The organism is Streptococcus suis (assembly GCF_016775005.1).
Taxonomy (GTDB): Bacteria; Bacillota; Bacilli; order Lactobacillales; family Streptococcaceae; genus Streptococcus; species Streptococcus suivaginalis.
This window is the reverse complement of record NZ_JAEUXI010000006.1, coordinates 40,200-65,019: the sequence shown is the minus strand read 5'-3', so window position 1 is coordinate 65,019 and position 24,820 is coordinate 40,200. Positions and strand designations below refer to the sequence as shown.

General features: G+C 43.2%; 26 protein-coding genes. 11 read left to right on the top strand and 15 right to left on the bottom strand.

The window, feature by feature from the left end; translation table 11 throughout:
• Positions 1-2: 2 nt before the first annotated feature.
• The 10 genes from JNG37_RS07625 to JNG37_RS07580 all read right to left on the bottom strand — a co-directional run bounded on the left by JNG37_RS07625 (position 3) and on the right by JNG37_RS07580 (position 11,531).
• Positions 3-1,175 (bottom strand): ABC transporter substrate-binding protein, encoded by a 1,173-nt coding sequence (locus JNG37_RS07625; RefSeq protein ID WP_158457100.1) that lies wholly within the window; start codon positions 1,173-1,175, stop codon positions 3-5.
• Between the two features lie 89 nt (positions 1,176-1,264).
• Positions 1,265-1,537 (bottom strand): DUF2129 domain-containing protein, encoded by a 273-nt coding sequence (locus JNG37_RS07620; protein ID WP_158457102.1) that lies wholly within the window; start codon positions 1,535-1,537, stop codon positions 1,265-1,267.
• Between the two features lie 85 nt (positions 1,538-1,622).
• The gene (locus JNG37_RS07615; RefSeq protein ID WP_158457104.1) at positions 1,623-2,210 is read right to left on the bottom strand and encodes an ATP-dependent Clp protease proteolytic subunit; all 588 of its coding nucleotides are present in this window, start codon (positions 2,208-2,210) and stop codon (positions 1,623-1,625) included.
• A gap of 137 nt (positions 2,211-2,347) precedes the next feature.
• Positions 2,348-2,977 carry a uracil phosphoribosyltransferase gene (gene upp / locus JNG37_RS07610; protein ID WP_158457206.1) on the bottom strand — a complete coding sequence of 210 codons (630 nt, stop codon included), beginning with the start codon at positions 2,975-2,977 and terminating at the stop codon, positions 2,348-2,350.
• A 78-nt stretch (positions 2,978-3,055) separates the two neighbouring features.
• On the bottom strand, positions 3,056-4,663 hold the full coding sequence (locus JNG37_RS07605) for a glycoside hydrolase family 13 protein (RefSeq protein WP_158457106.1): 1,608 nt from the start codon (positions 4,661-4,663) through the stop codon (positions 3,056-3,058).
• Between the two features lie 61 nt (positions 4,664-4,724).
• A complete protein-coding gene (gtfA, locus tag JNG37_RS07600; RefSeq protein WP_158457108.1) occupies positions 4,725-6,173 on the bottom strand; it encodes a sucrose phosphorylase in 1,449 nt (482 codons plus the stop codon).
• Positions 6,174-6,248: 75 nt separating this feature from the next.
• Complete coding sequence (locus JNG37_RS07595) at positions 6,249-7,079, bottom strand: carbohydrate ABC transporter permease (protein WP_158457110.1); 831 nt, start codon at positions 7,077-7,079, stop codon at positions 6,249-6,251.
• 12 nt (positions 7,080-7,091) lie between these two features.
• On the bottom strand, positions 7,092-7,964 hold the full coding sequence (locus JNG37_RS07590) for a carbohydrate ABC transporter permease (RefSeq protein WP_158457112.1): 873 nt from the start codon (positions 7,962-7,964) through the stop codon (positions 7,092-7,094).
• 153 nt (positions 7,965-8,117) lie between these two features.
• Positions 8,118-9,350 (bottom strand): extracellular solute-binding protein, encoded by a 1,233-nt coding sequence (locus tag JNG37_RS07585; protein WP_158457114.1) that lies wholly within the window; start codon positions 9,348-9,350, stop codon positions 8,118-8,120.
• A 12-nt stretch (positions 9,351-9,362) separates the two neighbouring features.
• Positions 9,363-11,531, bottom strand: a complete 2,169-nt coding sequence (locus JNG37_RS07580) for an alpha-galactosidase (RefSeq protein WP_158457116.1) — start codon at positions 11,529-11,531, stop codon at positions 9,363-9,365.
• A 109-nt stretch (positions 11,532-11,640) separates the two neighbouring features.
• Here JNG37_RS07580 and JNG37_RS07575 point away from each other — a divergent pair, with 109 nt between their 5' ends.
• The gene (locus JNG37_RS07575) at positions 11,641-12,477 is read left to right on the top strand and encodes an AraC family transcriptional regulator (RefSeq protein WP_158457118.1); all 837 of its coding nucleotides are present in this window, start codon (positions 11,641-11,643) and stop codon (positions 12,475-12,477) included.
• 158 nt (positions 12,478-12,635) lie between these two features.
• On the opposite strand, the gene JNG37_RS07570 is transcribed toward JNG37_RS07575, so the two are convergent.
• Positions 12,636-13,793, bottom strand: coding sequence for a MalY/PatB family protein (locus JNG37_RS07570; RefSeq protein WP_158457120.1), 1,158 nt, complete (start codon positions 13,791-13,793; stop codon positions 12,636-12,638).
• Positions 13,783-14,886: a cystathionine gamma-synthase gene (locus JNG37_RS07565; protein ID WP_158457122.1), complete on the bottom strand. Its 1,104-nt coding sequence runs from the start codon at positions 14,884-14,886 to the stop codon at positions 13,783-13,785. Before JNG37_RS07565 ends, JNG37_RS07570 begins: the two co-directional genes overlap by 11 nt.
• A 192-nt stretch (positions 14,887-15,078) precedes the next feature.
• Between JNG37_RS07565 and JNG37_RS07560 the strand changes: the two genes are divergently transcribed.
• From JNG37_RS07560 to JNG37_RS07525, 8 genes are all read left to right on the top strand, one after another.
• Entirely contained in the window at positions 15,079-15,360 is a 282-nt protein-coding gene (locus JNG37_RS07560) for a hypothetical protein (protein WP_158457125.1), read from the top strand.
• Positions 15,361-15,492: 132 nt separating this feature from the next.
• Positions 15,493-15,639, top strand: a complete 147-nt coding sequence (locus tag JNG37_RS09920) for a hypothetical protein (protein ID WP_238336298.1) — start codon at positions 15,493-15,495, stop codon at positions 15,637-15,639.
• Between the two features lie 9 nt (positions 15,640-15,648).
• Positions 15,649-15,900, top strand: a complete 252-nt coding sequence (locus tag JNG37_RS07550) for a hypothetical protein (protein WP_158457129.1) — start codon at positions 15,649-15,651, stop codon at positions 15,898-15,900.
• Between the two features lie 81 nt (positions 15,901-15,981).
• Positions 15,982-17,427 carry a UDP-N-acetylmuramoyl-L-alanyl-D-glutamate--L-lysine ligase gene (locus JNG37_RS07545; RefSeq protein WP_158457131.1) on the top strand — a complete coding sequence of 482 codons (1,446 nt, stop codon included), beginning with the start codon at positions 15,982-15,984 and terminating at the stop codon, positions 17,425-17,427.
• Positions 17,428-17,552: 125 nt separating this feature from the next.
• A complete protein-coding gene (locus JNG37_RS07540) occupies positions 17,553-18,350 on the top strand; it encodes an ABC transporter ATP-binding protein (RefSeq protein ID WP_158457133.1) in 798 nt (265 codons plus the stop codon).
• Position 18,351: 1 nt separating this feature from the next.
• Entirely contained in the window at positions 18,352-19,272 is a 921-nt protein-coding gene (locus tag JNG37_RS07535) for an ABC transporter substrate-binding protein (RefSeq protein WP_158457135.1), read from the top strand.
• A 1-nt stretch (position 19,273) separates the two neighbouring features.
• Positions 19,274-20,287 (top strand): FecCD family ABC transporter permease, encoded by a 1,014-nt coding sequence (locus JNG37_RS07530; RefSeq protein ID WP_158457137.1) that lies wholly within the window; start codon positions 19,274-19,276, stop codon positions 20,285-20,287.
• Positions 20,284-21,273 carry a FecCD family ABC transporter permease gene (locus JNG37_RS07525; RefSeq protein ID WP_158457139.1) on the top strand — a complete coding sequence of 330 codons (990 nt, stop codon included), beginning with the start codon at positions 20,284-20,286 and terminating at the stop codon, positions 21,271-21,273. The genes JNG37_RS07530 and JNG37_RS07525 overlap by 4 nt, the downstream gene beginning before the upstream one ends.
• Before the next feature lie 3 nt (positions 21,274-21,276).
• On the opposite strand, the gene JNG37_RS07520 is transcribed toward JNG37_RS07525, so the two are convergent.
• Positions 21,277-21,762: a glutathione peroxidase gene (locus JNG37_RS07520; RefSeq protein WP_158457141.1), complete on the bottom strand. Its 486-nt coding sequence runs from the start codon at positions 21,760-21,762 to the stop codon at positions 21,277-21,279.
• A 5-nt stretch (positions 21,763-21,767) separates the two neighbouring features.
• Complete coding sequence (locus JNG37_RS07515; RefSeq protein WP_158457143.1) at positions 21,768-22,487, bottom strand: pseudouridine synthase; 720 nt, start codon at positions 22,485-22,487, stop codon at positions 21,768-21,770.
• A 138-nt stretch (positions 22,488-22,625) separates the two neighbouring features.
• Here JNG37_RS07515 and JNG37_RS07510 point away from each other — a divergent pair, with 138 nt between their 5' ends.
• Entirely contained in the window at positions 22,626-23,588 is a 963-nt protein-coding gene (locus tag JNG37_RS07510) for a glutathione S-transferase family protein (protein ID WP_158457145.1), read from the top strand.
• Between the two features lie 247 nt (positions 23,589-23,835).
• Here the strand turns inward: JNG37_RS07510 and JNG37_RS07505 are convergent, their stop codons facing one another.
• Positions 23,836-24,543 carry a glucosamine-6-phosphate deaminase gene (locus JNG37_RS07505; RefSeq protein ID WP_158457147.1) on the bottom strand — a complete coding sequence of 236 codons (708 nt, stop codon included), beginning with the start codon at positions 24,541-24,543 and terminating at the stop codon, positions 23,836-23,838.
• A gap of 100 nt (positions 24,544-24,643) precedes the next feature.
• On the opposite strand from JNG37_RS07505, the gene JNG37_RS07500 reads away from it, so the two are divergent.
• A complete protein-coding gene (locus JNG37_RS07500; RefSeq protein WP_187321634.1) occupies positions 24,644-24,817 on the top strand; it encodes a hypothetical protein in 174 nt (57 codons plus the stop codon).
• Positions 24,818-24,820 lie beyond the last annotated feature (3 nt).

Genomic DNA, 24,820 nt, shown 5'->3' with positions numbered 1-24,820 from the left:
TATTATTTAGAAACTGAAACAGTATCAACTGATGATTGTTTGCCTTCTGTCAAGCCAACAACGTAAACTGATTTTACAACGTTATGTTCTGCGTCGATAGACATAGTACCTGTCACACCTTCGAAGTCTTTCAAAGCAGCAAGATTATCTTTCAATTCAACTGAAGTTGTTGCACCTTTAGCTGCTTCTGCTGCCATGTAAACTGAGTCATAAGCAAGAGCAGAGAACATAGATGGCTCTTCACCATATTCTGCAACGTATGCATCGTAGAAGGCTTTCGCTTTCTCACTTGCAGATGTTACAAAGGCTGAAAGGTAGTACACGTTTGTTGCAGCTGAAGCTGTTGCCAACTCAGCAAATTGTGGTGAGTCAAAACCGTCTGAACCAAGAACTGGAACATCGATACCAAGACCACGTGCTTGTTTCACGATTGTACCTGTTTCATTGTAGTAACCTGGCATGATGATGGCATCAAATTCAAGGTCTTTCAACTTAGTAAGAGCTGCTTGGAAGTCTTTGTCACCTGAAGCAAATGTGATTTCAGAAACGATTTCACCTGAGTAAGCTTCTTTGAAGGCATCAGCAATACCTTTTCCGTAGTCAGAAGAGTTGTCATAGTAAAGAACAACTTTCGCTGCATTCAAGTTTTCTGTAGCATACTGAGCCATGATTTGACCTTGGTAGCCGTCAGTAAAGGTAGCACGGAAGAAGTAATCTTGTACACCACCGTCACTCTTAACAACCAAGTCTGTTTGCGTACCAGAAGGTGAGATCATTGGGACACCCGCAGAAGTTACGTTAGCGATAGAAGCTGCTGAGGCACCTGAAGTTGCAGGACCAACGATAACATTTGCACCTTCACTTACCAAGCTAGTTGCAACTGTCGCTGCTTCTGCTGTCTCAGACTTGTTGTCTTTTGTGATAACTTCGATTTGCTTGCCGTCAATACCGCCCGCAGCGTTGATTTCTTTCACCGCAAGGTTTGCACCTTTTTCTTCGGTTTGACCATATGAAGAAACGGAACCTGACAATTCCAAGTTATAACCGATTTTGACTGTCTCACCAATTTCAGTTCCAGTTGCTGAAGAGTTTGTTGATGAAACAGTTCCACATGCTGCAAGAAGTGCAGCCGATGCAAAGCTCACAAGAGCCATAGCAAATTTTCTTTTTTTCATGAAAATCCCCTTAAATCTTTCTTAAATTTTTACGATGTATCCAATATACTGAATTATCTGAAAATTGTCAACAAAAAAAGAAAAATATTTTATAAAAGAATATTTTTCTCTCGTTCTTGCTCTAAAGTCCCTACAAAATTCTGGTCTAGATCCTTAATGTAAGATGGTAAAACTTTTTTTACAAATCGTTCTTTTTTTAATTTTTCAAACGTCTCATCAAAACGATCTGCCTCTATATAGAGAACCAAGTAGCGTAATTTTTTTGAATGATAGACCACATCCCCAAAATTGTGCAACTTGCGTGCTTCACGATTGTAGTGGAGATATACAATGAGGCCTTTACGCTCTTTCTTTTCAAACATGACTGGCTCCTTCTCATACTTCTTCTCTTCATTATACCTTTTTATCAGCAAAATGAAAAGGGCTACATCGAGCCCTTCATCTACCTTATTTTGCCATCTTATCCATGATCTGATCGATGAATCCATATGCCAAGGTTTCTTCTGCAGTCATCCAGTAATCACGCTCTGCGTCTTTGTGGATTTGTTTGACAGATTTACCTGAATTATCAGCAAGAATTTGCTCTAACTTGTTACGAGTTTTGAGCAAGTGCTCCGCCGCAATCGCCATATCTGTCTGTTGGGTGCCGCCACCTGTTCCACCCATAGGCTGGTGAATCATGTATTCTGCATTTGGCAACATGAAACGTTTGCCTTTGGCACCGCTCGATGCAATGATAGTTCCCATGCTGGCTGCCGTTCCCATCACGATGGTCTGAACATCTGCTTTAATAAAGTTCATGGTATCCACAATCGCCAGACCTGCTGATACAGAACCACCAGGAGTGTTGACATAGAGATAGATATCCTTGGTTGGGTCTTGGGCATCCAAGAAAAGCAATTGGGCAATGATAGAATTTGCCATGTTATCTTCAACTGGACCTGTCAACATGATGATGCGGTCCTTGAGCAAGCGAGAGTAAATGTCATAAGAACGTTCACCACGGCTGGTTTGTTCAATTACTACTGGAATCATAAGAATTCTCCTTGTCTTTTATTCAATTCTAACAAATCTGAGACCATTATATAGAATTAGTCAAAAATGGTCAAATAAAAAACACAGTTTGCTTGGTCAAAAAAAGAAACCAGTCAGGCTGATTTCTTTATCCTATATTATTTTGTACCAAACAAACGGTCTCCTGCATCTCCCAAACCTGGAACGATGTAGCCTTTTTCATTGAGTTTCTCATCCAAAGCCGCTGTATAGATATCTACATCTGGGTGTGCCTCTTGAAGTGCTTTTACACCTTCAGGTGCAGACACAAGAGCTACAAATTTGATGTTTGATGCACCACGCTTTTTCAAAGAATCAATAGCCAAAATAGCTGAGCCACCTGTCGCCAACATTGGATCAACAACAAAAATCTGGCGTTGGTCAATATCATCTGGCAATTTCACCAAATATTCAACTGGCTGCAAGGTCTCTTCATCACGGTACATACCAATATGACCAACTTTTGCAGCAGGTACAAGGCTCAATAGACCGTCAACCATTCCCACACCTGCACGTAGAATTGGAACGATTGCCAATTTCTTACCTGCGATTTGTTTTTGAACCGTTTTTGTAATCGGTGTTTCGATTTCAACATCTTCCAATGGTAGGTCGCGAAGAACTTCGTAACCCATTAGCATAGCAATTTCATTTACCAACTCACGGAAATCTTTGGTCGAAGTCGAAACGCGACGCAAGATAGACAACTTATGTTGAATGAGTGGATGTGAAATAACTTGGAATTTCCCCATGGTGGTAAAACCTCTCTTTTTTGTTTTTTCCATTTTACCAAAAATTTAGAGAAATTGCTTGGAAAAATAATAGGAATGTTATTTTTTATAGACAAGAGCTTCATATGGACGAAGCTCAGAAGAGTCTACAGATTCCGTTGCATAGTTCTGGATAAGGATAGTTTCTCCTAGCTGTTCTTCAAGTCGATATTCCTGAGCTTGATTGCTAAAGTTGACCAAGACCACAAACTCATCTGTATCATCAAATTTTCGATAAGCTAAAACCAAGGGATTGCCTGTATCTAAGGTCTCATAATTTCCCTCTGCCATGCAAGGATAGAGTTTTCTCAATTCAATCAAACGCTGATAGGTGTAGAAAAGAGAATCTTTATTTTCTAGGGCCTCTTCCACATTGATAGCTGTATAAGTTGGGCTAAGAGACAGCCAGGGCTCACCCTCGGTAAAACCTGCCCCAGCTTTACCAGACCACTGCATCGGTCTGCGGGCATTGTCCCGCCCTTTAGCATTTATGGAAACCAATAGTTCCACTTCCGAATAGCCCTGCTCCAAACGCTCTGCGTACATTCGACGGGTTTCGATATCATCAGCTTCTTCAATACTTGCAATCGGCGTGTTGACCATACCGATTTCTTCTCCTTGGTAAATATAAGGCGTCCCCGACATGAAATGCAGATAAATAGCTAGCATTTTTCCGCTTAGTTCCCTGAATTCAGGACTGTCATCACCAAAACGGGAAATAGCCCGTGGCAAATCATGGTTGTTCCAAAAAAGAGAATTCCAACCTTTTCCTACTAATTCTGTCTGCCATTTTGACAAAACCTGGTGTAACCTGGCAGGATCAAGCGGAGCTAAATCCCATTTTTCTTTGCCTGCTTGCTGGTCCAGACAAACGTGCTCAAATTGGAAAATCATCGAAAATTCATTACGGTCTGGGTGTGAATATAACTGGGCACTCTCAGGGGTGGCGCTCCAAGTTTCTCCAACGGTTACAAGGTCGTAAGCACCAAATGTTTGTCGGTTCAGTTCTTGGATCAAGGGATGGAGACTTGGTCCGTCTGCTGTAATCAAGTTCTCAGGCTCTTTCCCAATCAAATCAATAACATCGAGACGGAAACCTCCAACTCCCTTATCAATCCAGAAGTTAATCATCTGCCAAATTTCTTCCTTGACAGCAGGATTTTGCCAGTTCAAGTCTGGTTGTTTGACCGAAAACTGATGCAAGTAATACTTGTCTAAATGTGGAACATACTCCCAGGCAGATCCTGAGAAAGTAGATGTTAATTCGTTAGGTTTATCCGCCCATACATAGTAATCATGGTAGGGATTTTCTGGACCTTTCAAGGCCTCTTGAAACCAGAAATGTTCATCAGATGTATGGTTGAGGACTAAATCCATTATAATCTTGATGTTTCTTTTCTGCCCCTCTGCTATCAGTTCCTCCATGTCTTCCATGGTTCCAAATTCCGCTGCAATAGCTTGGTAATCACTGATATCATAACCGTTATCGTCCATAGGAGACTGATAGACTGGACTGAGCCAAATAGCATCTATCCCTAAGGTTTGCAAATAATCCAAACGGCTGGTAACCCCTTTAAGGTCTCCAATTCCATCACCATTTGAATCTTGAAAACTCCTCGGATATACCTGATAAATAACCGATTTTTTCCACCAATTTGATTTTTCCATGTTTCTTCCTTTCCAAAGGAAACAAAGGCTAGGAAAGCTATCCCAACCTCTATTTCAAATTCTATAGTTTGATTTCTTGATGTTGACCGTCAACTGTTTCAATAATTTCAAATGATTTTGTCTTCAAGTTAGCTCTTAATGCAGCTACTGTATTGGCATCGTCATTGGTCCAGCTGATATGAATAGTATTGGCATCTACCATCTCAACAGCAAAATCTCCATCAAATGCTGCACTGGTATTGCGGAACTTGAGCAGATTGAACAGGGATTGAACAACTGGGCGTTGGACTTCTCGCTCTATTTCTTCCAAGTCGTAATAGTGGCGGTTGATATTGCGGCCTTCTTTGGTTGATTCGAGCAGTTCAATATCATTTTCACCTGCCAATAGACCAACGTAATAAATCTGTGGAATACCTGGTGCAAAACATTGAAGAACACGTGCCAAGAGATAGGCCTGGTCGTCATTTCCCAAAGCCGAATAGTAGGTACAATTGATCTGGTAAATGTCCAGATTGTTGTAAGCCTCTGTGCTGTAGATCTTCTTGACATTTGCCCCTTGAGCGTAGAGGGCTTCCCTTGTCGCCTCTGTCTCTTCATCTGTCAGCAAGTCTTTGACATCGACCACTCCGATACCATCGTGCGTGTCCAGCGTTGTAAACTGCTTGCGAGGGCAGATTTCCATCCAGTGAACCAGGCGGTTGACATTGCCCGAATAAAGTGCATGAAGGACCAGCATGGGAAGGGCAAAGTCATAGACATAGTAGTCTTGCTCGGCGATTTTTTGCTGAATGGTGTAGTGCTCATGGATTTCTGGAAGAATTTCCACTCCTTTTGGTGCCAATAGCTGACGTGGAAAATGAAGCATTTCCCAAATATCTGGCTCAACAAAGAAACAATTGGTGCCGATTTTCTTATTGGCGTAGGCAAAGGCATCCAGGCGAATAATGGAAGCACCGTGGTCCGCCAGCTGTTCCAGATTTTCTTTGATAAAACGACGAGTCGTTTCTGTTGTCACATCAAGGTCAATCTGTTGCTCATCAAAGGTACACCAAATCTTTTCTTCACTGCCATCTGCGAACTTGGCAATACGATAGGGAGCACGAGGCTTCCGTTTGTAAATGAGGTCAATATCTTCCTGAGTCGGCTCACCATTTGGCCAAAAGTTTTTGTAGCGGATAAATAAATCCGCATAGACAGACCCATCTTTCTTTTCTAGGAAGTCTAGGAAATAAGGCGACTTGGCTGAGATATGGTTGATCATGAAATCAAACATGAGGTAGTAATCCTTACTAAGTGCCTCAATGTCGTCCCAGTCTCCAAAGGCAGCATCTACCTTGGTGTAGTCCATCGGTGCAAAACCACGGTCGCCTGATGAAGGAAAGAATGGAAGGATATGAACACCTCCGACTACATCTTTAAAAGGACCTTCCAAAACCTGCTTCAAGTCTTTCAGATTTTTCCCAAGACTGTCTGAATAGGTAATTAACATTGCTTGATTTTTAACTTTCATTTTCTTCTCCTTTTTTTGAAAGCCTTTTCTAATTGTCTTTTGGTAAAAGGTTGAGTTTCCTCAACCTTTCGAATATTATTTAACAGATCCGCTGGTCATACCTGAAATGATATGCTTTTGGAAAACGAGATAAACCAGTAGAATTGGGATAATCCCTACCACATAGGACGCAAATGACGGTCCATAATCGCTGAAATACATTCCCTGGTAATTATACTGGAAGAGCGGCAAGGTCCACATTTCTTGGTCACGGTTGAGGACCAAGAGTGGCAAGAGAAAGTCGTTCCAGACCCAGAGGGCATTGATAATCAAAATCGTAGCGTGCATCGGTTTCATCAATGGGAAGATAATTCTCCAGTACATCGTGAACTTGTCACAACCATCAATCGCTGCCGCCTCGTCCATCTCTTCAGGAACAATGGTCTTAATGTAGCCAACATAGAGGAAGAGAGCCTGTGGCACTGCATAGGTTAGATAAAGAATAATCAACCCTAAAATATTGTTCAAACCAAGACTAGACATCAACTTGGTCATGGGAAGCATGATTACTTGGAAGGGAACAAAGATTCCGATAATCAAGAAAAAGTAGATAAAGTTAAAAGCTGTTTGTCGCTTCATTTGACGGGCTACTGCAAAGGCTGCCATCGGGATGACCAGTATAATCAAGCCAACTGCAGCGATGGTAATCAGGGCAGAGTTGCCGAAATATTGAACAATTCCGTCTTCAAATAAGCGACTATAGTTGTCTAGTGTGAAATTCTCAGGCAAACCGAAGAAGTTTCCTGTGATTTCTTTGGTTGGTTTGAAGGAACTAATCACCGTCACCAGTAGCGGAATAAACATAAAGAGAATGCCGCTGAATAGAACGAGATATACCCACCAATTGCTTTGTTTGGTCTTATTCATAAACATACCTCCCTATACTTCAAATTTCTTAGAAATCCGCATCTGAATCAAGGAAATAACAATGATAAAGATGAAGAGAACGACTGCCAGAGCATTGGCATATGAGAATTTATTGTCTACAAAAGCGTAGTTATAAACCAGTAAGCCGAGTGACTCAGTCTTACCATCTGGACCACCACTAGTTAAAGCGAATATGAGGTCAAAGGCTGTCAATCCGGATTTCATGGCCAAGATAAAGACCATACTGATAGACGGTAAAAGGAAAGGCAATTCAATATTGAAAAACTGCTGGGATCGTGTTGCACCGTCAATAGCTGCTGCTTCTTTCACATCATCTGGAATACTTTGTAAACCAGATAGGAAAATGATGACCGGCATCGCCAGACCTTGCCAAAGAGCGACAAAGAGGACAGAAGGAATAACGGTATTTTCTTGTACCAATAGGTTTTCCATCAGCCAGTCAATGTGCAGGATTTCGCCAATCTGGGTAAAACCGTAGTTGAAAAGTTGAACAAAGATGAGACCCAAGGTCACCGTTGACAAAACTGCTGGGAAGAAATACCAGGTCCGGAAAAAGCCAACTGCTTTAATTTTCCGGTTAAGCAGAGTTGCCAACCAAATACCAATCACAATCTCCCCAATAACGAGACCGATAGTGAAGATAATGGTGAAGGTAATACTGGTATAGAAGTCCGGATCCTTCAAAATATCAATGTAGTTTTGAATCCCAATCACATCGTAACTACTGGATAAACCATTCCAGTCTGTTAAACTGTAGAACACCCCTGTTATCAAGGGATAGAAGAAAAAGATTAACTGAAGAGCAATTGGCAGAGCTACAAATAAGTAGGGCCAATATTTTGCAACAAATCCTTTTTGACTCATAAAGAACTCCTTTACTAAATTTATCAAGTATAGTTGTTTAATCTCAGCTCCAAAAAAAGTTAGTGGTCTCTTCTTCGAACTGAGGTTAAACAACTATAGGGGGACGGGGTTGGAAGTACCCACTCCTCGTCCCTTAGTTGTTTGTCGTGCTGATTATTTCATCGGATCAAAGAAAGCATTGAGTTTCTTCACAAGTTCTGCTGAATCTGGATTTTTCACCAGTTCGACAGTGATGTTCCAAAACTCATCTTCTGAATCCCACTCGCTCTGCAACCATACTACGTGCTTATCTGTAAAGGCATATTGAGTAACACCTGCTGTTTCTTCAAACTTACCTTCGGTATCCACACCTTCAACAGAGGTTGGTGAGCCGTCTACGTCATAGTATTTCTGCATGACTTCTGGGCGTGAGAGATATTCTAAGAATGTTTTAGCTTCTTCTGGGTGCTCTGATTCAGCAGATACAGAAAGGGCTAGGTCTGCTGCACCAATCGTGTAATCGCCACCTTTTTCATCTCCTGGGAAGGTAAACATACCGTATTCAAATTCTGGCTCTTGCTGGTTGATTGCTGTAGCTGCCCATGTTCCTTGTGGCATCATGAGGGCTTCTCCTGCTGCAAATGACGCAACCGCATCAGCATAGAGGGCACCTGTGAATCCTTTTTGACCATTATCTGTCAACAGTTCCAAACGCTCCAAGACTTCCTTGGTTGTTGCATCGTCTTGGATAGCTCCCTTGGCACTACGAATCAAAATATCTTCTGCACCGTCAAACCCACCTGCAACTGTTACCCAAGCTAATTGGTGGTAACCGTTGAGTGACCAAGAGTCATTTAGAGAAAGGGCAAAAGGTGCTACACTGCCATCAGCCTTGATTTTGTCTACCAAGGCCACAAATTCTGCATAGGTAGTTGGTACTTCCAAACCAAGTTCTTCAAATTTATCTTTGTTGTAGTAGATACCATAGGCATTGGCAGTCAATGGGAGGGTGTAGTTTGTATCATTTACAAGATATGGTGTTACAGCTCCGTCTTTCAAGTGGCTGAGACCTGCATCCTCTCCAATTTCAAGGAAACGACCGTCTGCTGCATATTCTTTGAAGTCTGCATTTTGAGGATAGATATTGATAACATCTGGTGCTTCATCGTTGGCCATGCGTGTTTTCAAGACAGTTCCTGCGTCTGGCACATTTGAAAACTTGACTTCAATATCTGGATTTTCTTTCTCAAAGTCATCAATGATTTCCTGCAAGGTTGCTTGCATTTCAGGTTTTTGTGAGAAAAATTCAATTTCTACCTTGTCACTGCTACTTGAACTGCCACAGGCTACAAGGAAGCTAGCAAAAGCACAAACTGACGCACATTTGAGAAATCTTCTCATTTTCATAATAAAATCCTCCTAGATTTTGTTAAAAATATATTGTACACTAAAATAATCTTGTTGAACATGGGGCATGGTTAAGCCGATGTTCATGAGCTCATCTCCATAGAAACTTGTTTCCAACTGTGGACAGTAATAGCAAGCTTCTGGGTCCAGCCCCTTCAATCTTACCTGCAACAGAGGAGCTTCTGGTTGAGCTAGTATTTTTACGAAGGTGAAAACAGCTTGACTCTTATCTGTATCAACATAGTTGGCTGCCCAGGTATTTGCCGTTTTTTTCAACCGATAGAGGTCACCAAACTGGACTGTTGAACGAATTTGCTTGAAGGTTTCAACCTGTTCAGCAAGTGTTTCTAATTCTTCTTGAGACAGTTGAGTAACATCTAACTCGTAGCCAAAGGCTCCGCCCATCATAGCTACGTTTCCTCGGGTTTGCAACGATGTAATCCGACCGACTTGATGATTGGGAACAGCTGATACGTGGGCTCCCATTGAGGAGGTTGGGTAGAGCAGGGTCGTTCCTTCTTGGATAGAGAGGCGCCCAATCGCATCTGTGTTGTCACTAGCCCATGCCTGTGGCGTATAGTAAAGCAGACCCAAGTCATTTCGACCGCCACCACCTGCACAGGATTCAAAGAGAATATCTGGGAAGCGACTAGTCAAAGTGTCTAATACTCGGTAGAGCCCCAACATATAACGATGGTGGAATTCATAGGACTCCGCATTGGCAAATTCTTGCGACATACTGGTGATATTGCGGTTCATATCCCACTTGACATAATCGATTTTGGCAGATTGGAGTACCTGTGATACTGCCTGGATAATGTAGTCACAAACTTCTGGTTTGGACAAATCCAACACCAGCTGCTCCCTACTGTAAATCGGCTCCCGTCCATCAATATGAATCGCCCAATCTGGATGTTGACGATAGAGGTCACTGTCAATTGAAATCATCTCTGGCTCAAACCAAAGTCCGAATTTCATGCCCAGAGCCTGAATGGAATCTGCCAGACCTGCTAAACCATTGGGAAGCTTGTCTCTATTGACAATCCAATCTCCCAAGGAAGACTCGTCATTATTCCGTTTTCCAAACCAGCCATCATCCAGGACGAATAATTCAATCCCTGCCTGACTGGCCACCTTCGCCATGGAAAGAATTTTCTCCTCTGTAAAATCAAAATAGGTTCCTTCCCAGTTGTTGATGAGAATTGGCCGTTCTTGATTGACAAAGTTTGAACGAATCAGGTGCTTTTTGATGAAGCCATGACTATCTTGGGTCATACCTGTGAAGCCCTTATCTGTAAAGGATAGGAGAACTTCTGGCGTTTGAAAACTTTCACCGGCAGCCAAGTTCCAGCTGAAGCTAGCATCGTTGATTCCCATACCCCAACGGATTGTTTCCAAGGCAGTTGTTTCAATGAAAGCGGTGAAATTTCCGCTATAGACCAGCTGAGCCGAGTAAACATCGCCACTATCTTCCGTGGCAGTCGGGGCCACCAATGCCAAGAAGGGAGTGCGTGAGTGGCTGGAAGCTCCTCGGATACTACCAATCGAGTAGGTTCCGCTCGTAATCGGTGTCTTTGTCCATTCTTTCTCGTAGCCGTACCGTCCTGTTAGACTGTGAACAATAAAGTCTTTTCGAGGAAAATCCAAGCTGAAAGACAAGGCCTTTTCTACCTTGGAAGGATAGCGACCTGTTTGGATACGAGCAGAGCGGGCTAGGTAGTTACTTTCTTCAAAAACCGCATACTGCAAGGTGACTGTCACATCTGCTACAGTATCATAGAGGTCAATCTCTAGACTTTCGACCTCCTCCTCAGAAGCAAAGCTGGCAGGTAGTCCTTCCAAGGACGACTTTCCTTTATAAATCCGATGTTGCTTGTACTTCAAATCCAAGACAAGCCCAAGTTCATTTCTCACATCAATGGAAGCTGTCCGAAAATCTCCCAGACCGTTGCTAGAATATTCTAAGGGTAAAGTATCCAGTGAGTAGGTCCGATTTCCTGTAATTGGACTTGGTGAAAAGGCACGGTCCAAATATGTTATTTTGTTTCCATCGCTAAATTGGTGAATTTTCTTACCAAAATATCGATGAACTAGGTCACCTGTTTCTAACACCTCTATCACGTATGAAAATTCTCTCGTTTTCAAGTGAAATAGGCATCTTTCTTCTGTATATAGAATCATCCTGTTACTCCTATCTGTATTACATGACTCATTCTAACAAATGAAAGCGTTTTACAAAATAGGGTTTTGTTATTTGAATATGGTATAATGTTTCCTAAGGAGGACTGAGATGAATATCCTAAATGTCTACAATGAGTTTGATAACCATCACTTTGACCTTAATATCGACCATTATGGTGCGGAACAATGTGATAAAAACTATTCCTTTGGTCCGACTGTCCGAGATAACTATGTAATCCATTTTATCACTGAGGGCAAGGGAAAAATTTCCATTCTTGGAGAAACGACCGAACTGACCGCAGGCGACTTGTTTGTCCTTCCTAAAAATAAGTCAATCTTTTACCAAGCTGATGGCCAGGAGCCTTGGACGTATATTTGGGTTGGGTTTAGTGGCTCTAAAGCGGAGTCAATATTGGAACACAGTCGATTATTAGAGAAATTCTACCTCCATTCAAACCTACAATCTCCAATTTTACAAAAAATGATGGATATCAATCATACTGTTAGACATCACTTACCCATGGTGACAGAGCATATCCTGGTCGGCCATCTTCATCAATTACTGGCCCATCTTGTTGCCGAATTTCCAAATCAACAGCTGAAGGAGGCTGGAACATTAGCGAAAAGTTATGTACATCATGCGATTAAGTTTATTCACAGCCATTATTCTCATCCTATCAAAGTTGCAGAAATTGCTGACCAATTGGCTTTAAGCCGAAGCTACCTCTATAAAATCTTCAAACAAGAAACTGGCTACGCTATCAAAGACTACATTCTCCAAGTCAAGATGAATCGAAGTTGCCAACTTTTAGAAAATCCTGAACGAACCATTACAGAGATTGCAAACTCCGTCGGTTATTATGATCCGCTAACCTTCAGTACAGCCTTTAAGAATTACTTTCACATGAGTCCTACTGACTATCGAAAACAACAAAAAAAGGAATAGCCTAGCTCTTCCTTTTTCTATTTTTATTGCTATCTGGAAAATTGAAAAAAAATTTCCATTCATGGACTAGACTGGCATTCACGCCAAAAATAATTCTTTTCTTATTTGTTTGGCCAGAAAATGCTCGAACTTCATTGATTTTTTTTCTAGATTCTTAGTTAGCCAAACACTTCCACCAGTCGTCGGCAGGCTTCCTTGATGACAAATTGTGGTGTTGCTGCATTCAATCGGAAATGCTTTTCACCTTCTTTTCCAAAGGTCAATCCATCATTCAAATGCAGTTGTGCTTCTTCCAACAATTTCTCTGCTAGCTCTTGGTGACTGAGTTCATAGGCTGAAAAATCCAGCCAAATCAGGTAGGTTCCTTGTGGTTTAAGCACTTTGATATTCGTCTTTTTACTCAATTCTTCTTGGACCAACAAGATATTTTCTTCCAAAACTGGTTTTAAGGCGGTCAACCAAGGTTTTCCGTGTCGGTAGGCAACTTCTGTTGTAATTAAGCCTAGGCTAGGAATTTCATGTTGGTTATTGGCCAATTGTCTCTTGGTAAAAGCTTTACGCAACTGAGGATTTTCAATAATAGCAAAGCTGTTTTTTGTTCCCGCTATATTAAATGTCTTGGTTGCAGAAGACAAAATGACCGAAAATTCCTTATGGTTTGGGGAAACCGTATTGAAGGAATGGTGCTCATGTCCAAAGAGGGTCAAGTCCTGGTGGATTTCATCAGAGACTAAGATGACTCCATGCTTCTGACAGATAGCACCGAGCTCTTGTAGTTCCTGTTGACTCCAAACTCTGCCACCTGGATTGTGGGGATTGCAAAAGATATAGAGTTTGACCCCCTCCTCAATAATCTTTTGCTCCAAAGCCTGAAAATCAAGAGTAAATTGGTCATTTTCTACACTAAGAGGCTGACTAATTAACCGTCGATGATTGAGTCGAACAGTACGGGCAAATGGGGGATATACTGGAGTATTGATCATAACTGCATCCCCCTCAGCTGTAAAAGCTTGAACTGCGATGGACAAGGCCGGAACAACACCTTCTACCAAAACAAGAGCTTGCCGATCAAAACAATAGCCGTGCTGGTTCTTCTCCCAGTCCATTATGGATTCGAACAGAGACTCACTGGCATAGTTGTAACCGAAAATCTGCCTTTGCCCGTAGTCTACGATAGCTTGGCGCATTTCTGGAAAGGGCTGAAAGTCCATATCTGCCACCCAGAGTTGCAAGAGCTCTGGGTTGTTTTCTGTTAGCCGCCACTTTTCGCTGTGTTGGTCTAAGCGATTTGGTAAGGTTTTAAAATCATAGGTCATAACTTTTCTCCAGACTAGTACGTAAATCCTCAATCAAGTCCGACACATCTTCAATCCCGATTGACAAGCGTAAGAGATCGTCTGTCAAGCCATAGGAATGGCGAATAGCTGCTGGAATATCTGCATGAGTCTGCGTCGAGGGATAGGTAATCAAGCTTTCCACACCACCTAAGCTCTCTGCAAAGGTAAAAACTCGGAGGCTATTGAGCAGGTGGGGAATCATCTCTTGCTTGGCAACCTTCATTGAAACCATCCCTCCTTTCCCCGTGTAAAAGACTTCTTTTACTGCTGGATGTTGCTCAAGAAATTCTACGATTGCTCGAGCGTTTTGGGTAGAACGCTCCATGCGAATAGCTAGTGTTTTCAAGCCACGCATCAAGAGAAAAGCATCAAAGGGTGATAAGGTCGGTCCCGTCGTGTTTTGGTCATAGAACAACTGTTCATAGAGTGCCTGGTCATTGGTCATCAGAGCCCCTGCCAAAACATCATTATGGCCTGAAAGGTACTTGGTCGCCGAATGAAGCACCACATCTGCCCCAAGAGCAAGTGGATTTTGGTAAATCGGACTATAAAAGGTATTATCAACAATAACTTTGGCTCCGACTTCATGCGCCTTTTCTGATATCGCAGCAATATCAAACTCCACCATGAGAGGGTTGGTTGGAGTCTCTAAAAATACATAGTCAATGGTATCATCTAACTGGTCAAACAGTTGGTCAGGCGTTTGAGCGTATTGGAAAACAAAGCGCCCTTGTTCTTCCTGCTGATTAAACCAGCGGAAGGAACCACCGTAAAGGTCACGCACGGCTAGAATCCGACTTCCCTGGGGAAAAGTTTGAAAGAGCAAGACCAAGGCAGCCATTCCAGAGGAGGTCACTAGGGCGTGCTCTGCTCCTTCAATGGCAGCAAGGGTTTCCTCTAAGCTGGAACGGGTTGGATTTTTCGTTCGGGTATAGTCGAATCCTGTGGATTGCCCAAACTCAGGGTGCTGGTATGTTGTCGACAGGTGAATCGGTGAAATCAAGGCCCCTGTTCGTTCATCTTTTCGTATGCCTGCTTGGGCCAAAAGGGTATCGCGTTTTAATCTCGTCATGGCAACCTCCTCAAACGTTTCTTCTTCTATTCTAGCACGGACTTTCTCTCTTGGTGAAAAAATCCCTGTTTTTGCTTATAGAAAATTTCCCAGTCAAGTTATAGACAGGAACTATACAACTCATTTATCCTTGCTATTTTTATCCAAGTAAGCTATACTATGGTTAGAAAATCGAGAGAGGAGCTGACAGTGATGAAAAAGATTCTGGCAGACATTCGTCCCCGCTTTAATAAAGAATGGTATATGAACGAATATTCCTATACCTCTATCCTGTATTCCATCGCAATCTTCTATCCCCAAGGCTTTTGGTCCATTTATTCTGAAACTTGGTTTCGTTGCTTATTTATCCTCTTGATAGTAATCAATGCCTATCTAGGCTGGTTTACCAAAATTGGTCAGAAAAACAGTCTGGCTTCTCTTCTTTTTAATCTGCTCTTCGATGTCCTAATCCTTTTTATGCTGTTGCAGCTCTAAATTTTACTGAAAAAGGAGCATACCATGTCTAAACCATTCAACAAAGTTTTTTATCGTACCTGGGAGTTCTATTTTGCCTTACTTTGCCTAGCAAGGTTCATCCTTTCAACTGTAAATAGAAACCTGTATTTTATGGATTTCATCCAACTGGTGCTTGGTCTCTATGTCGGCTATCTAGCCTTCTTTAAACCACGTAGCTGGATTAAAAAAACATGGCAAATCTACTTGGTGATAGCTTTCATTATCAGCTTGGTCATCCTAAATCTGTTTTTACTATAAGGAGTCACTATGTTCAAGGAGTTTAACAATCAGTTTTACCGTAGCCTGGATTTTTACATTGCCATTTGCCTGATACTATATAGCTTGGGAGCTATTTTGGACAATGAATTTAACTGGTGGATATACTTACAACCGATTTTGATTCCCTTCACTCTCTACCAAGCCTTCTTTTCCAAGAAGGGCAATCTGAAAAAGGATTGGTTAATTTATCTTTGTGTCGGAATCGTCTTCTTGGGATTCTGGTTAGAATTCATTGCATAGTTATTTGCCCTCTCGTGCATTTCCGAGAGGTTTTTTTTGTCCCGACTTGTAAAAACCACTAGATAGGTTTACAATAGAAGCATGATTAAAATTGAACGTGTACTAGACATCTTAAAAGCGGATGACAATTTCCGCCATATCAAACAGAATAACCAGACTGACAGCACGTGGACGAATGTCCAGTTTGATGCCCTCAGCTATGACAGCCGGACTGTTAGCCCAACGACCCTCTTTTTCGCCAAGGGTTTGGCCTTTAAGAAGGAATTTCTGGAAAAAGCTATCGAGGCTGGGCTGGCTTTTTACGTGTCTGAAATCGACTATGAGGTCTGCATTCCTGCTATCATCGTCCATGACATCAAACAGGCCATGAGCCTGATTGCCATGGATTTTCATGGTCATCCCCAGAAACAACTCAAACTCCTGGCCTTCACCGGAACCAAGGGTAAGACAACTGCGGCTTATTTTGCTTTTAACATTCTTAAACAGAGCCAGAAACCTGCCATGCTTTCGACCATGAACACCACGCTGGACGGCAAGACCTTCTTCAAGTCCACCTTGACCACGCCTGAAAGTCTGGACCTCTTTGCCATGATGGCGGAGGCGGTCCAAAACGGCATGACCCACTTGATTATGGAGGTGTCTAGCCAGGCTTACTTGGTCAAGCGGGTTTACGGGCTGACCTTTGATGTCGGCGTCTTCCTCAACATCAGCCCCGACCACATCGGCCCCATTGAGCACCCGACTTTTGAGGACTATTTCTACCACAAGCGGCTTTTGATGGACAATAGCAGAGCGGTTATTGTCAATGCTGGCATGGACCATTTTCAAGTGGTGAAAGATCAAGTTAACTCCAAAGACCATGACTTTTATGGGCCGACTTCTGAAAACCAGATTAGTCAGTCAGCAGGTTTTGACTTCACAGCAACCGGCAAATTAGCTGGCCATTACGACATCCAGCTGATCGGTGGTTTCAACCAAGAAAATGCTATCGCAGCTGGACTGGCCTGTCTTCGCTTGGGTGCAAGTCTGGACGATATTCACACAGGGATTGCTCAAACCAATGTCCCTGGCCGTATGGAAGTCCTGACCCAGCAAAACGGGGCCAAGGTTTTTGTCGATTACGCCCACAACGGCGACAGTGTGAAAAAGCTGATTGACGTCGTCTTGGAGCACCAGACAGGCAAGGTAATTTTGATTCTGGGGGCTCCTGGTAACAAGGGGGAAAGTCGTCGCAAGGACTTCGGTCTGCTGCTCAATGACTATCCGCAGGTTGAGGTGATCCTGACAGCTGATGACCCCAACCGTGAAGATCCAGCTGCTATTGCTGAACAAATCCGTGACCACATGACCCGTCCAAGTGACTTTATCTTGGACCGGGAAAAAGCTATCCAAACAGCCATGAGCCAAACAAACTCTCCGAAAGATGCGGTCATCATCGCAGGCAAGGGAGCTGATGCCTACCAGATTGTAAATGGCAAAAAGGCCGCATATGACGGTGATTTGGAAGTAGCTAAACGTTATTTATAATGAGAATCCTTGTCCTTAGGACAGGGATTTTTTATAACCATTCTTATTAGATTAAAATTTTCAGAAAACTCTTTTTTTGATTGAAAAACCATGCTATAATAGAGACTCAATGAAAAGGAGATGGTATGCCCCAGATTGAAGCAAAGAAGGCGACGCTTGTTTATGACAAGAATCCAGTATTTTCTGACCTGTCCTTGAAGATTCCCGAAGGAAAAATCACGACCATCATAGGACCAAATGGTTGCGGTAAATCCAGTCTTTTAAAAGCCCTCAGCCGTATCCACCCCTTGCAAGCTGGCCAGATTCTGCTGGATGACAAGGACCTTTCAAAACAAGCCAGTAAAGAAGTGGCTCAAAAATTATCCCTACTGCCCCAGTTTCACCAGAGTTTGGATGGAATAAAGGTTTTTGACCTGGTCTCTTATGGTCGCTTCCCCTATCAAAAAGGGTTGGGACGCTTGAGTGAGCAGGATAGGGAAAAGATTAACTGGGCCTTAGAAAAGACCCAAACCAAGCATTTGCAAGATGCCATGGTCCATCACCTGTCTGGAGGTCAAAGTCAACGGGTCTGGATTGCCATGGCCCTGGCTCAGGGCACGCCGATTATCTTTTTGGATGAACCGACTACCTATTTGGATATCAATCATCAACTAGAAATTTTGGAACTGCTCAAAGACCTCAATCATTCGGAAGGTAAGACCATCGTTATGGTCTTGCACGATATCAATCTTGCTGCCCGCTACTCTGACCACATCATCGCTATGAAGGATGGACAGATTGTAGAACAAGGACCTGTTGATAAATTGATCCAACCAGAGATTTTAGAGACTGTCTTTGGCATTACAGCGACCATCCTACCTGCCAGTCACTACGGCTACCCCCTTCTCCTTGACTACAAACTTGTACCATCTGAAAGGAAGTAATATGAAAAAGATTCTATCATTTACCGTTTTATGTTTTGTAAGCATTTTGCTTGTCGCTTGTTCAGGAACCAAGCAAGAAACGAACCAAACCAGCCTCTCTACAATGCCTAGCATTGATGGTGTGGCCTACTATGGGGATATTCCTCAGGCGCCAAAACGGGTTGTCAGCCTCAACTTTGCCAATACAGGCTACCTCTTAAAACTTGGTTTCTCAGTAGTTGGAGCAACTTCTTACGACCTAGCCAATCCTGCCTTTTCAAGTTACTTGGAAGAAACACAAGTCGTAACTAGTGAAGATTTGGAAGCCATTGCTGCTTTGGAACCTGATTTGATTGTGACAGGTTCAACCGATACCAATATCGAACAGTTGTCTGAGATTGCACCTACAATCTCTATTGAATACGGTAAACATTCCTATAAGGATACTTTAGCAGTCTTCGGGCAAATCTTTAATCAAGAAGAACTTGCTACAGAGTGGACCAGTCAATGGGACCAGGCTATTGAAACTGCTGGTAAGGATATGAAGGCCCTTACTGGGGATGCAGCAAGCTTTACCATCATGGGCTATCTTGGTGCGGACCTCTATGTCTTTGGTCAAAACTGGGGCCGTGGTGGGGAAATTATCTACCAAGAATTGGGTTATGCCGCTCCTCAAAGTGTCCAAGATGATGTCTTTGAAGCTGGTTATCTGGCTGTTTCAACTGAAGTACTTAGCCAATATGCGGGAGACTACATCATCATGGCAAATGAAGACAGCAGCGCTGCAAGTAGCTTGTACGAAACGGATGTATGGCAAAATCTAGCAGCGGTTCAGGACGGACACCTCATTCAACTCGATGCCAAAAGCTTCATTTTCAACGACCCTATCTCTTTAGAATACCAGTTGGGTATCCTACATGATGCTATCTTAGCCCTTCAATAATATGACAGAGTACTTTCGATTTCCTAAGCCAAATTTATTTTGGCTTGTTTTTTTAACAGTAGGGCTCATTCTCTTATTCGGAGCCTACCTTTCCCTTCGCTTCGGAGCAATTTCTTTTAGCCATGACCAGCTTCTTGCAACCCTTAAAGAGTTTGGTAAAGACTCAGCTCAACAGGACATTATCGTGGATTTACGGATTCCTCGACTCTTGACAGCCTGTCTGGTCGGAGCTAGTTTAGCAGTTGCAGGCTTGATGATGCAAGCTGTGACCTACAACCGGCTAGCAGATTCTGGGCTCTTGGGCATTCAAGCAGGGGCGGGACTGTCAATCTTACTACTCTTGCTCCTTAATCCCAACTCCCACTACCTCCTGCGATTGATGGTGGGTTTTATGGGAGCGGGATTGGTGGCAGGATTGGTGATTTTTAGCAGCCAACAAAATGGACACGGTAACCCCCCCTTGCGGATCCTTCTAATCGGCAGCATGGCTACTGCTTTTCTATCCGCAGTTGGCCAAGGAATTAGCATCTATCTGAATCAAGCCACTCACTATGTCGGACTACTATCTGGTAGTTTGACCCAGGCAAATTGGTCCAGTCTAGCCTGGTTGGCTGGTCCTATCTTCCTTGCCTTGCTATTTGCTATGTTCTTTTCAAAACACCTGACTATCTTAAGTTTGCAGGAAAGTCTGGCTCAGGGCTTGGGATTACAGACACAGCTCTTCCTCGTCCTCTTCTTGCTACTAGCGGCTGTCCTATCCGCAGCTGCCGTCAGCTTGGCTGGTAGTTTGACATTTATCGGTCTGATCATTCCGAACCTGATTCGGCCATTCTTTAAACGTGATTTTCGTTACCTTTTGCCATTGTCTGCTCTTTGTGGGGCTTGTCTGCTGGTTTGGATGGATGTCTTAGCCCGTACCCTACATCCTCCATATGAACTCCCTTTAAATAGTCTCACGAGCTTGATTGGCTTTCCTATCCTACTCTTCTTGATTCGAAAGGGGGACTGGTCATGATCCGATTTTCTGTTCGGCAAAGCCTTCTAGGAGCCCTTCTTCTACTACTTGTCCTTGCTTTCCTCTCACTTTTTTTAGGTTATAGCCATTTAAGGGCAGAACAAGTCTTAGAAGCGCTGCTTGGTCAGGCGAAATCTTCTATTTCTCTGATTGTGTGGAATCTTCGGCTGCCACGCCTGCTGGTGTCCTGCCTGGCTGGTGCGGCACTTGCAACCAGCGCTAGTCTTCTTCAAACCCTTACACACAACCCCATGGCAGACCCTGGTATTTTGGGGATCAATGCCGGAGCTAGCTTAGCGGCACTTGCCAGTCTTTTCCTTCCATTTTCAGGTCTAGGACTCCAATCCATCTTTGCATGGTTAGGAGGAAGCCTGGCCGCATTAACTGTCTATCTGCTCAGTCAGACTAGAAAAGGCAGTTTCCAATCCAATCAACTCCTACTGGTCGGAATGGGGCTGGCTGGGCTCTTGACAAGTCTGACCCTCAGCTTAACTCAAGTCATCAGTCCCTACCAAATGGAAAATACCCAGTCCTGGTTGTCAGGTGCCTATCTTGGCGACAAATGGTCTAGCTTGATGATCCTGGCTCCCTTGATTCTCATCAGCTTACTAGTAGTCTTTCTTCGGATTCCCAAACTCAATGTCTTGCAGTTAGGTCCAGAAGCTGCCACAGGCTTGGGGATAAATGTCCAGAGGGAAAGCCGCATTATCCTCTTATTAGCTGCTGGTTTGGCAAGTTTTGCCACCTTATTGATCGGCAATACTGCCTTTGTCGGCTTTCTAGCCAGTCATTTGGCTAAAAGATTGGTCGGAAGAAACCACAGCTACTCATTACCGCTTGCCATTTGCTTAGCAGCTAGTCTCATGATCCTTGCAGATACAATAGGCAGACTGCTGTTGGTGGGCACAGGCATTCCAACTGGCATCGTTTTAGCCATCATTGGCGCTCCATATTGTTTCGTTCTGATGCAAAAAGAAACCAGCTAGAATTTAGCTGGTTTTTAGTAACGCTTCAATCCTCTCGGATAATTTATCTGGGCTGCTAGTGGCAGCTAGGCGTTTGACAACCTTGCCTTGTCGGTCCACTAAAAATTTCACGAAATTCCATTCAATGGCCTTGCCAACTGGTCCTCGTGCCTCTTCTTTCAACCATTTGTAGAGGGGATGGGCATCTGCTCCATTGACCTTGATCTTAGCAAAACGGGGAAAGCTGGTTCCATAATTGAGCTGGCAAAATTGATTGATTTCCTGGGCTGTTCCTGGAGCTTGATTCATAAATTGATTGCATGGAATATCTAAGATTTCAAAGCCCAGTGAATGATAACGGTCGTAGAGCGCCTGTAAGGCCTCATATTGCGGAGTCAGTCCACAGCCTGACGCGGTATTGACAATCAGCAAGACCTTGCCCCTATACCTTTCTAGAGATACCTGCTGACCATCTTGGTTTTCGAGTGTAAAATCATAAATAGCTGTCATCTTTCTTACTCCCTAAAATAGGTTTTTAAATCCTGCAGTTCTGCTTCAGTCAAGCTGCGGTAAGTCCCTACTTGCAAATCTCCCAGTTGAAATGAACCAAAACTGGTGCGTTTAAGATAGGTGACCTTGACGCCATAGGCTAAAAACATCTTCTTGACCTGATGAAACTTGCCCTCCCCAATCCGAATAACTGCTCTGCTATGTTCCATAGAAGTCTCCAAAATGGTCAAGTCTGCGGGCTGGCAGCGGGTGCCATCCAAAAAGCGAACACCTTGGGCAAAAAAGGCTGAGGCATCTGGTTCCAAGGGACCGTTGACCTCCACGTAATAGACCTTATCCACATGGTGTTTGGGATGAAGCATGCGAAAGCCCAGTGGGCCGTTGTTAGTGATGAGAAGCAGACCTTCAGTATCTCTGTCCAAGCGACCAACAGGGTAGAGGCCGTCCGCCCTATTCTCTGGCTCAATCAGGTCAATAACGGTCTGATGATCCTTGTCGGACACGGCAGAAACCACACCAGCAGGCTTATGAAGCAGATAATAGCGACTGCCTTCCAGTTCAACCCTCTGGCCTTCAACTGTAATGTTTTGCAGACCTGGGTCCACAATTTGGCTTAGGCTGGTTGCGACCTGTCCGTCAATACAAATCCGCTGGGCTTTGAAAAGTTTTTTTACCTGCTTACGGGAGCCAATCTCCGCCTTTTCCAAACACTTGTCCAATCTCATGGGACTATTGTACCATAAATCGTTTGACTTGACCTTTGAAATAGAAGGGATATAATACTAATTAGTGATATATGTTTTAGAAACACCTAGTCTCTGAGTTTCTAGGCGATTTCTAAATTTTTAAAAAGGAGACATTTTATGGGACTTTTACAAAATGGAAAATGGGTGGACCAATGGTATGACACCCAGTCAACAGGGGGCAAGTTTGTCCGTACTGTCACGCAATTCCGCAACTGGATTACGCCTGATGGACAGGCTGGTCCAACAGGCAAAGGCGGTTTCAAGGCGGAATCTGGTCGTTACCATCTCTACATTTCTCTGTCTTGTCCTTGGGCTAGTCGGACCTTGATTATACGTAAATTGAAAGGCTTGGAAGACCATATTTCCCTGTCTATCGTGCATCCGCTCATGTTGGAAAATGGTTGGACCTTCGCAGACGGTCCTGGTGTTATCAAGGATTCCCTCTTTAACAGCGACTATCTGTATCAAGTTTACTTAAAAGCAGACCCAAATTATACTGGCCGTGTGACCGTCCCTGTCCTTTGGGATAAGAAAACCAATACCATCGTCAGTAACGAATCTGCTGAAATCATGCGCATGTTTAACACTGCTTTTAATGACATTACAGGCAACTACGATGACTTCTATCCAGAACACCTACAAGCTGAGATTGATGCCATGAATGATTTTGTATATCCAAACATCAACAACGGTGTCTACAAGGCTGGTTTTTCAACCAACCAGAAAGTTTATGAAAAAGAGGTCAAGAACCTTTTTGCAGCCTTGGATAAATTGGAAGAGCGTTTGGAAGATAAGAATTATCTGGTGGGCAACCAGTTGACAGAAGCTGATATTCGTCTCTTTACTACCTTGGTGCGGTTTGACCCTGTTTACTTTGGGCATTTTAAGTGCAACATCAAGGCCTTGGTTGACTATCCAAACCTGTGGAACTACACCAAGCGACTTTTCAACCATGCTGGCATTGCAGAAACGGTGGACTTTGACCATATCAAACAGCACTACTATGGTAGCCACAAGACCATTAACCCAACGGGCATCGTTCCTGTGGGACCTGACTTGGACTGGACTCTTGAAAACTAAAGACAGGTGTGTCATACTTGAAGTGCTTAAAAATTCGAGAAACCAAGCATAAGAAAAACATCCGTGGTTTGCCGCCATGGCTGTTTTTTTGTGCTTGTTCAAGGCACTCAGGCTATTGTTTGTATTTGTCGCATTTGTCCGCTTATGGGATTAGCCATTCCGAAATCCCGTTTGCTCATATGGATACTAGCAAGTTGGAAGAAAATAAGAAAACCGACTACCTAAAAAGGTGGCCGGTTTTTAACTCTTATTTTGTCAATTTACTTGCCGCGGCTTGGTCAAGGATAAGAACGACGTCGTCGTGGTTTTGAAGGACACTTGCTGGAACTTCCTCTGTCACGGTACCTTCTACCGTCGCTTTAATAGCGTCAGCTTTTTCAGGACCATAAGCCATGAGGACAATGGTCTTAGCTGCCATAATGTTAGCGATGCCCATTGAAATAGCCTGCTTAGGCACTTCCTCTTGATCCGCAAAGAAGCGAGCGTTGGCTTCGATGGTTGATGGCGCCAAATCCACAACGCGGGCAACTCCGTCAAAGGAAGCCCCTGGCTCATTAAAGCCAATATGACCATTGCGGCCGATACCTAGAATTTGGAAATCAACAGGATGTTCTTCCAAAATAGCATTGTAGCGCACCAACTCTTCATCAAGATCAGCAGCCAAACCGTTTGGCAAATGGTTTTCCTTAAATGGTTTGGCATTAAAAAGATGCTCTTTCATGAAATAGACATAGGATTGGTCACTATCTTCGCCCAAACCAACATACTCATCCAAGTTAACAGATGTCACCTCAGAAAAATCCAAGTCGCTTTCACGAACCTGCTTGTAAAATTCGATTGGACTAGAACCTGTTGCCAAACCCAGAACTTGCGCACCATCCGCCATTTTCTGTTTGAGAATTTCCAAGGCAATGCCTGCACCTTCAACTTGATCTTTTACGACAAAAACTTTCATATTTCCCTCCATTTGGTATAGACCTATTACAAAATCTATTATATGGTATAGACCAATTTTTGTCAAGAGAATCTTTTCTAAACTATGGTATAATATTTTTATGACTGAACAACTATTTATTTTATTCTTTTTCGGGATCCTACTGCTTGTCGGTGGCTACTTTGTTCCAAAACCAATCTGGTTGCGCCGACTGATGATGGCTCTTGGAGGATTGATGGCCGCCCTACCATTTCTGATTTTTCTTTATTTTATGATCCTATTTCTCAGCATGTAAGGA

Excerpts from the sequence above, each read along its gene's own strand:
- upp (WP_158457206.1), bottom strand. The coding sequence starts at position 2,977 with ATGGGGAAATTCCAAGTTATTTCACATCCACTCATTCAACATAAGTTG.
- JNG37_RS07580 (WP_158457116.1), bottom strand. The coding sequence starts at position 11,531 with ATGATTCTATATACAGAAGAAAGATGCCTATTTCACTTGAAAACGAGA.
- JNG37_RS07625 (WP_158457100.1), bottom strand. The coding sequence starts at position 1,175 with ATGAAAAAAAGAAAATTTGCTATGGCTCTTGTGAGCTTTGCATCGGCT.
- JNG37_RS07605 (WP_158457106.1), bottom strand. The coding sequence starts at position 4,663 with ATGGAAAAATCAAATTGGTGGAAAAAATCGGTTATTTATCAGGTATAT.
- JNG37_RS07505 (WP_158457147.1), bottom strand. The coding sequence starts at position 24,543 with ATGAAAGTTTTTGTCGTAAAAGATCAAGTTGAAGGTGCAGGCATTGCC.
- JNG37_RS07590 (WP_158457112.1), bottom strand. The coding sequence starts at position 7,964 with ATGAGTCAAAAAGGATTTGTTGCAAAATATTGGCCCTACTTATTTGTA.
- JNG37_RS07530 (WP_158457137.1), top strand. The coding sequence starts at position 19,274 with ATGACAGAGTACTTTCGATTTCCTAAGCCAAATTTATTTTGGCTTGTT.
- JNG37_RS07575 (WP_158457118.1), top strand. The coding sequence starts at position 11,641 with ATGAATATCCTAAATGTCTACAATGAGTTTGATAACCATCACTTTGAC.
- JNG37_RS09920 (WP_238336298.1), top strand. The coding sequence starts at position 15,493 with ATGGATTTCATCCAACTGGTGCTTGGTCTCTATGTCGGCTATCTAGCC.
- JNG37_RS07510 (WP_158457145.1), top strand. The coding sequence starts at position 22,626 with ATGGGACTTTTACAAAATGGAAAATGGGTGGACCAATGGTATGACACC.
- JNG37_RS07585 (WP_158457114.1), bottom strand. The coding sequence starts at position 9,350 with ATGAAAATGAGAAGATTTCTCAAATGTGCGTCAGTTTGTGCTTTTGCT.
- JNG37_RS07550 (WP_158457129.1), top strand. The coding sequence starts at position 15,649 with ATGTTCAAGGAGTTTAACAATCAGTTTTACCGTAGCCTGGATTTTTAC.
- JNG37_RS07615 (WP_158457104.1), bottom strand. The coding sequence starts at position 2,210 with ATGATTCCAGTAGTAATTGAACAAACCAGCCGTGGTGAACGTTCTTAT.
- JNG37_RS07595 (WP_158457110.1), bottom strand. The coding sequence starts at position 7,079 with ATGAATAAGACCAAACAAAGCAATTGGTGGGTATATCTCGTTCTATTC.
- JNG37_RS07570 (WP_158457120.1), bottom strand. The coding sequence starts at position 13,793 with ATGACCTATGATTTTAAAACCTTACCAAATCGCTTAGACCAACACAGC.
- JNG37_RS07520 (WP_158457141.1), bottom strand. The coding sequence starts at position 21,762 with ATGACAGCTATTTATGATTTTACACTCGAAAACCAAGATGGTCAGCAG.
- JNG37_RS07515 (WP_158457143.1), bottom strand. The coding sequence starts at position 22,487 with ATGAGATTGGACAAGTGTTTGGAAAAGGCGGAGATTGGCTCCCGTAAG.
- JNG37_RS07525 (WP_158457139.1), top strand. The coding sequence starts at position 20,284 with ATGATCCGATTTTCTGTTCGGCAAAGCCTTCTAGGAGCCCTTCTTCTA.
- JNG37_RS07540 (WP_158457133.1), top strand. The coding sequence starts at position 17,553 with ATGCCCCAGATTGAAGCAAAGAAGGCGACGCTTGTTTATGACAAGAAT.
- JNG37_RS07620 (WP_158457102.1), bottom strand. The coding sequence starts at position 1,537 with ATGTTTGAAAAGAAAGAGCGTAAAGGCCTCATTGTATATCTCCACTAC.
- gtfA (WP_158457108.1), bottom strand. The coding sequence starts at position 6,173 with ATGAAAGTTAAAAATCAAGCAATGTTAATTACCTATTCAGACAGTCTT.
- JNG37_RS07500 (WP_187321634.1), top strand. The coding sequence starts at position 24,644 with ATGACTGAACAACTATTTATTTTATTCTTTTTCGGGATCCTACTGCTT.
- JNG37_RS07545 (WP_158457131.1), top strand. The coding sequence starts at position 15,982 with ATGATTAAAATTGAACGTGTACTAGACATCTTAAAAGCGGATGACAAT.
- JNG37_RS07535 (WP_158457135.1), top strand. The coding sequence starts at position 18,352 with ATGAAAAAGATTCTATCATTTACCGTTTTATGTTTTGTAAGCATTTTG.
- JNG37_RS07565 (WP_158457122.1), bottom strand. The coding sequence starts at position 14,886 with ATGACGAGATTAAAACGCGATACCCTTTTGGCCCAAGCAGGCATACGA.
- JNG37_RS07560 (WP_158457125.1), top strand. The coding sequence starts at position 15,079 with ATGAAAAAGATTCTGGCAGACATTCGTCCCCGCTTTAATAAAGAATGG.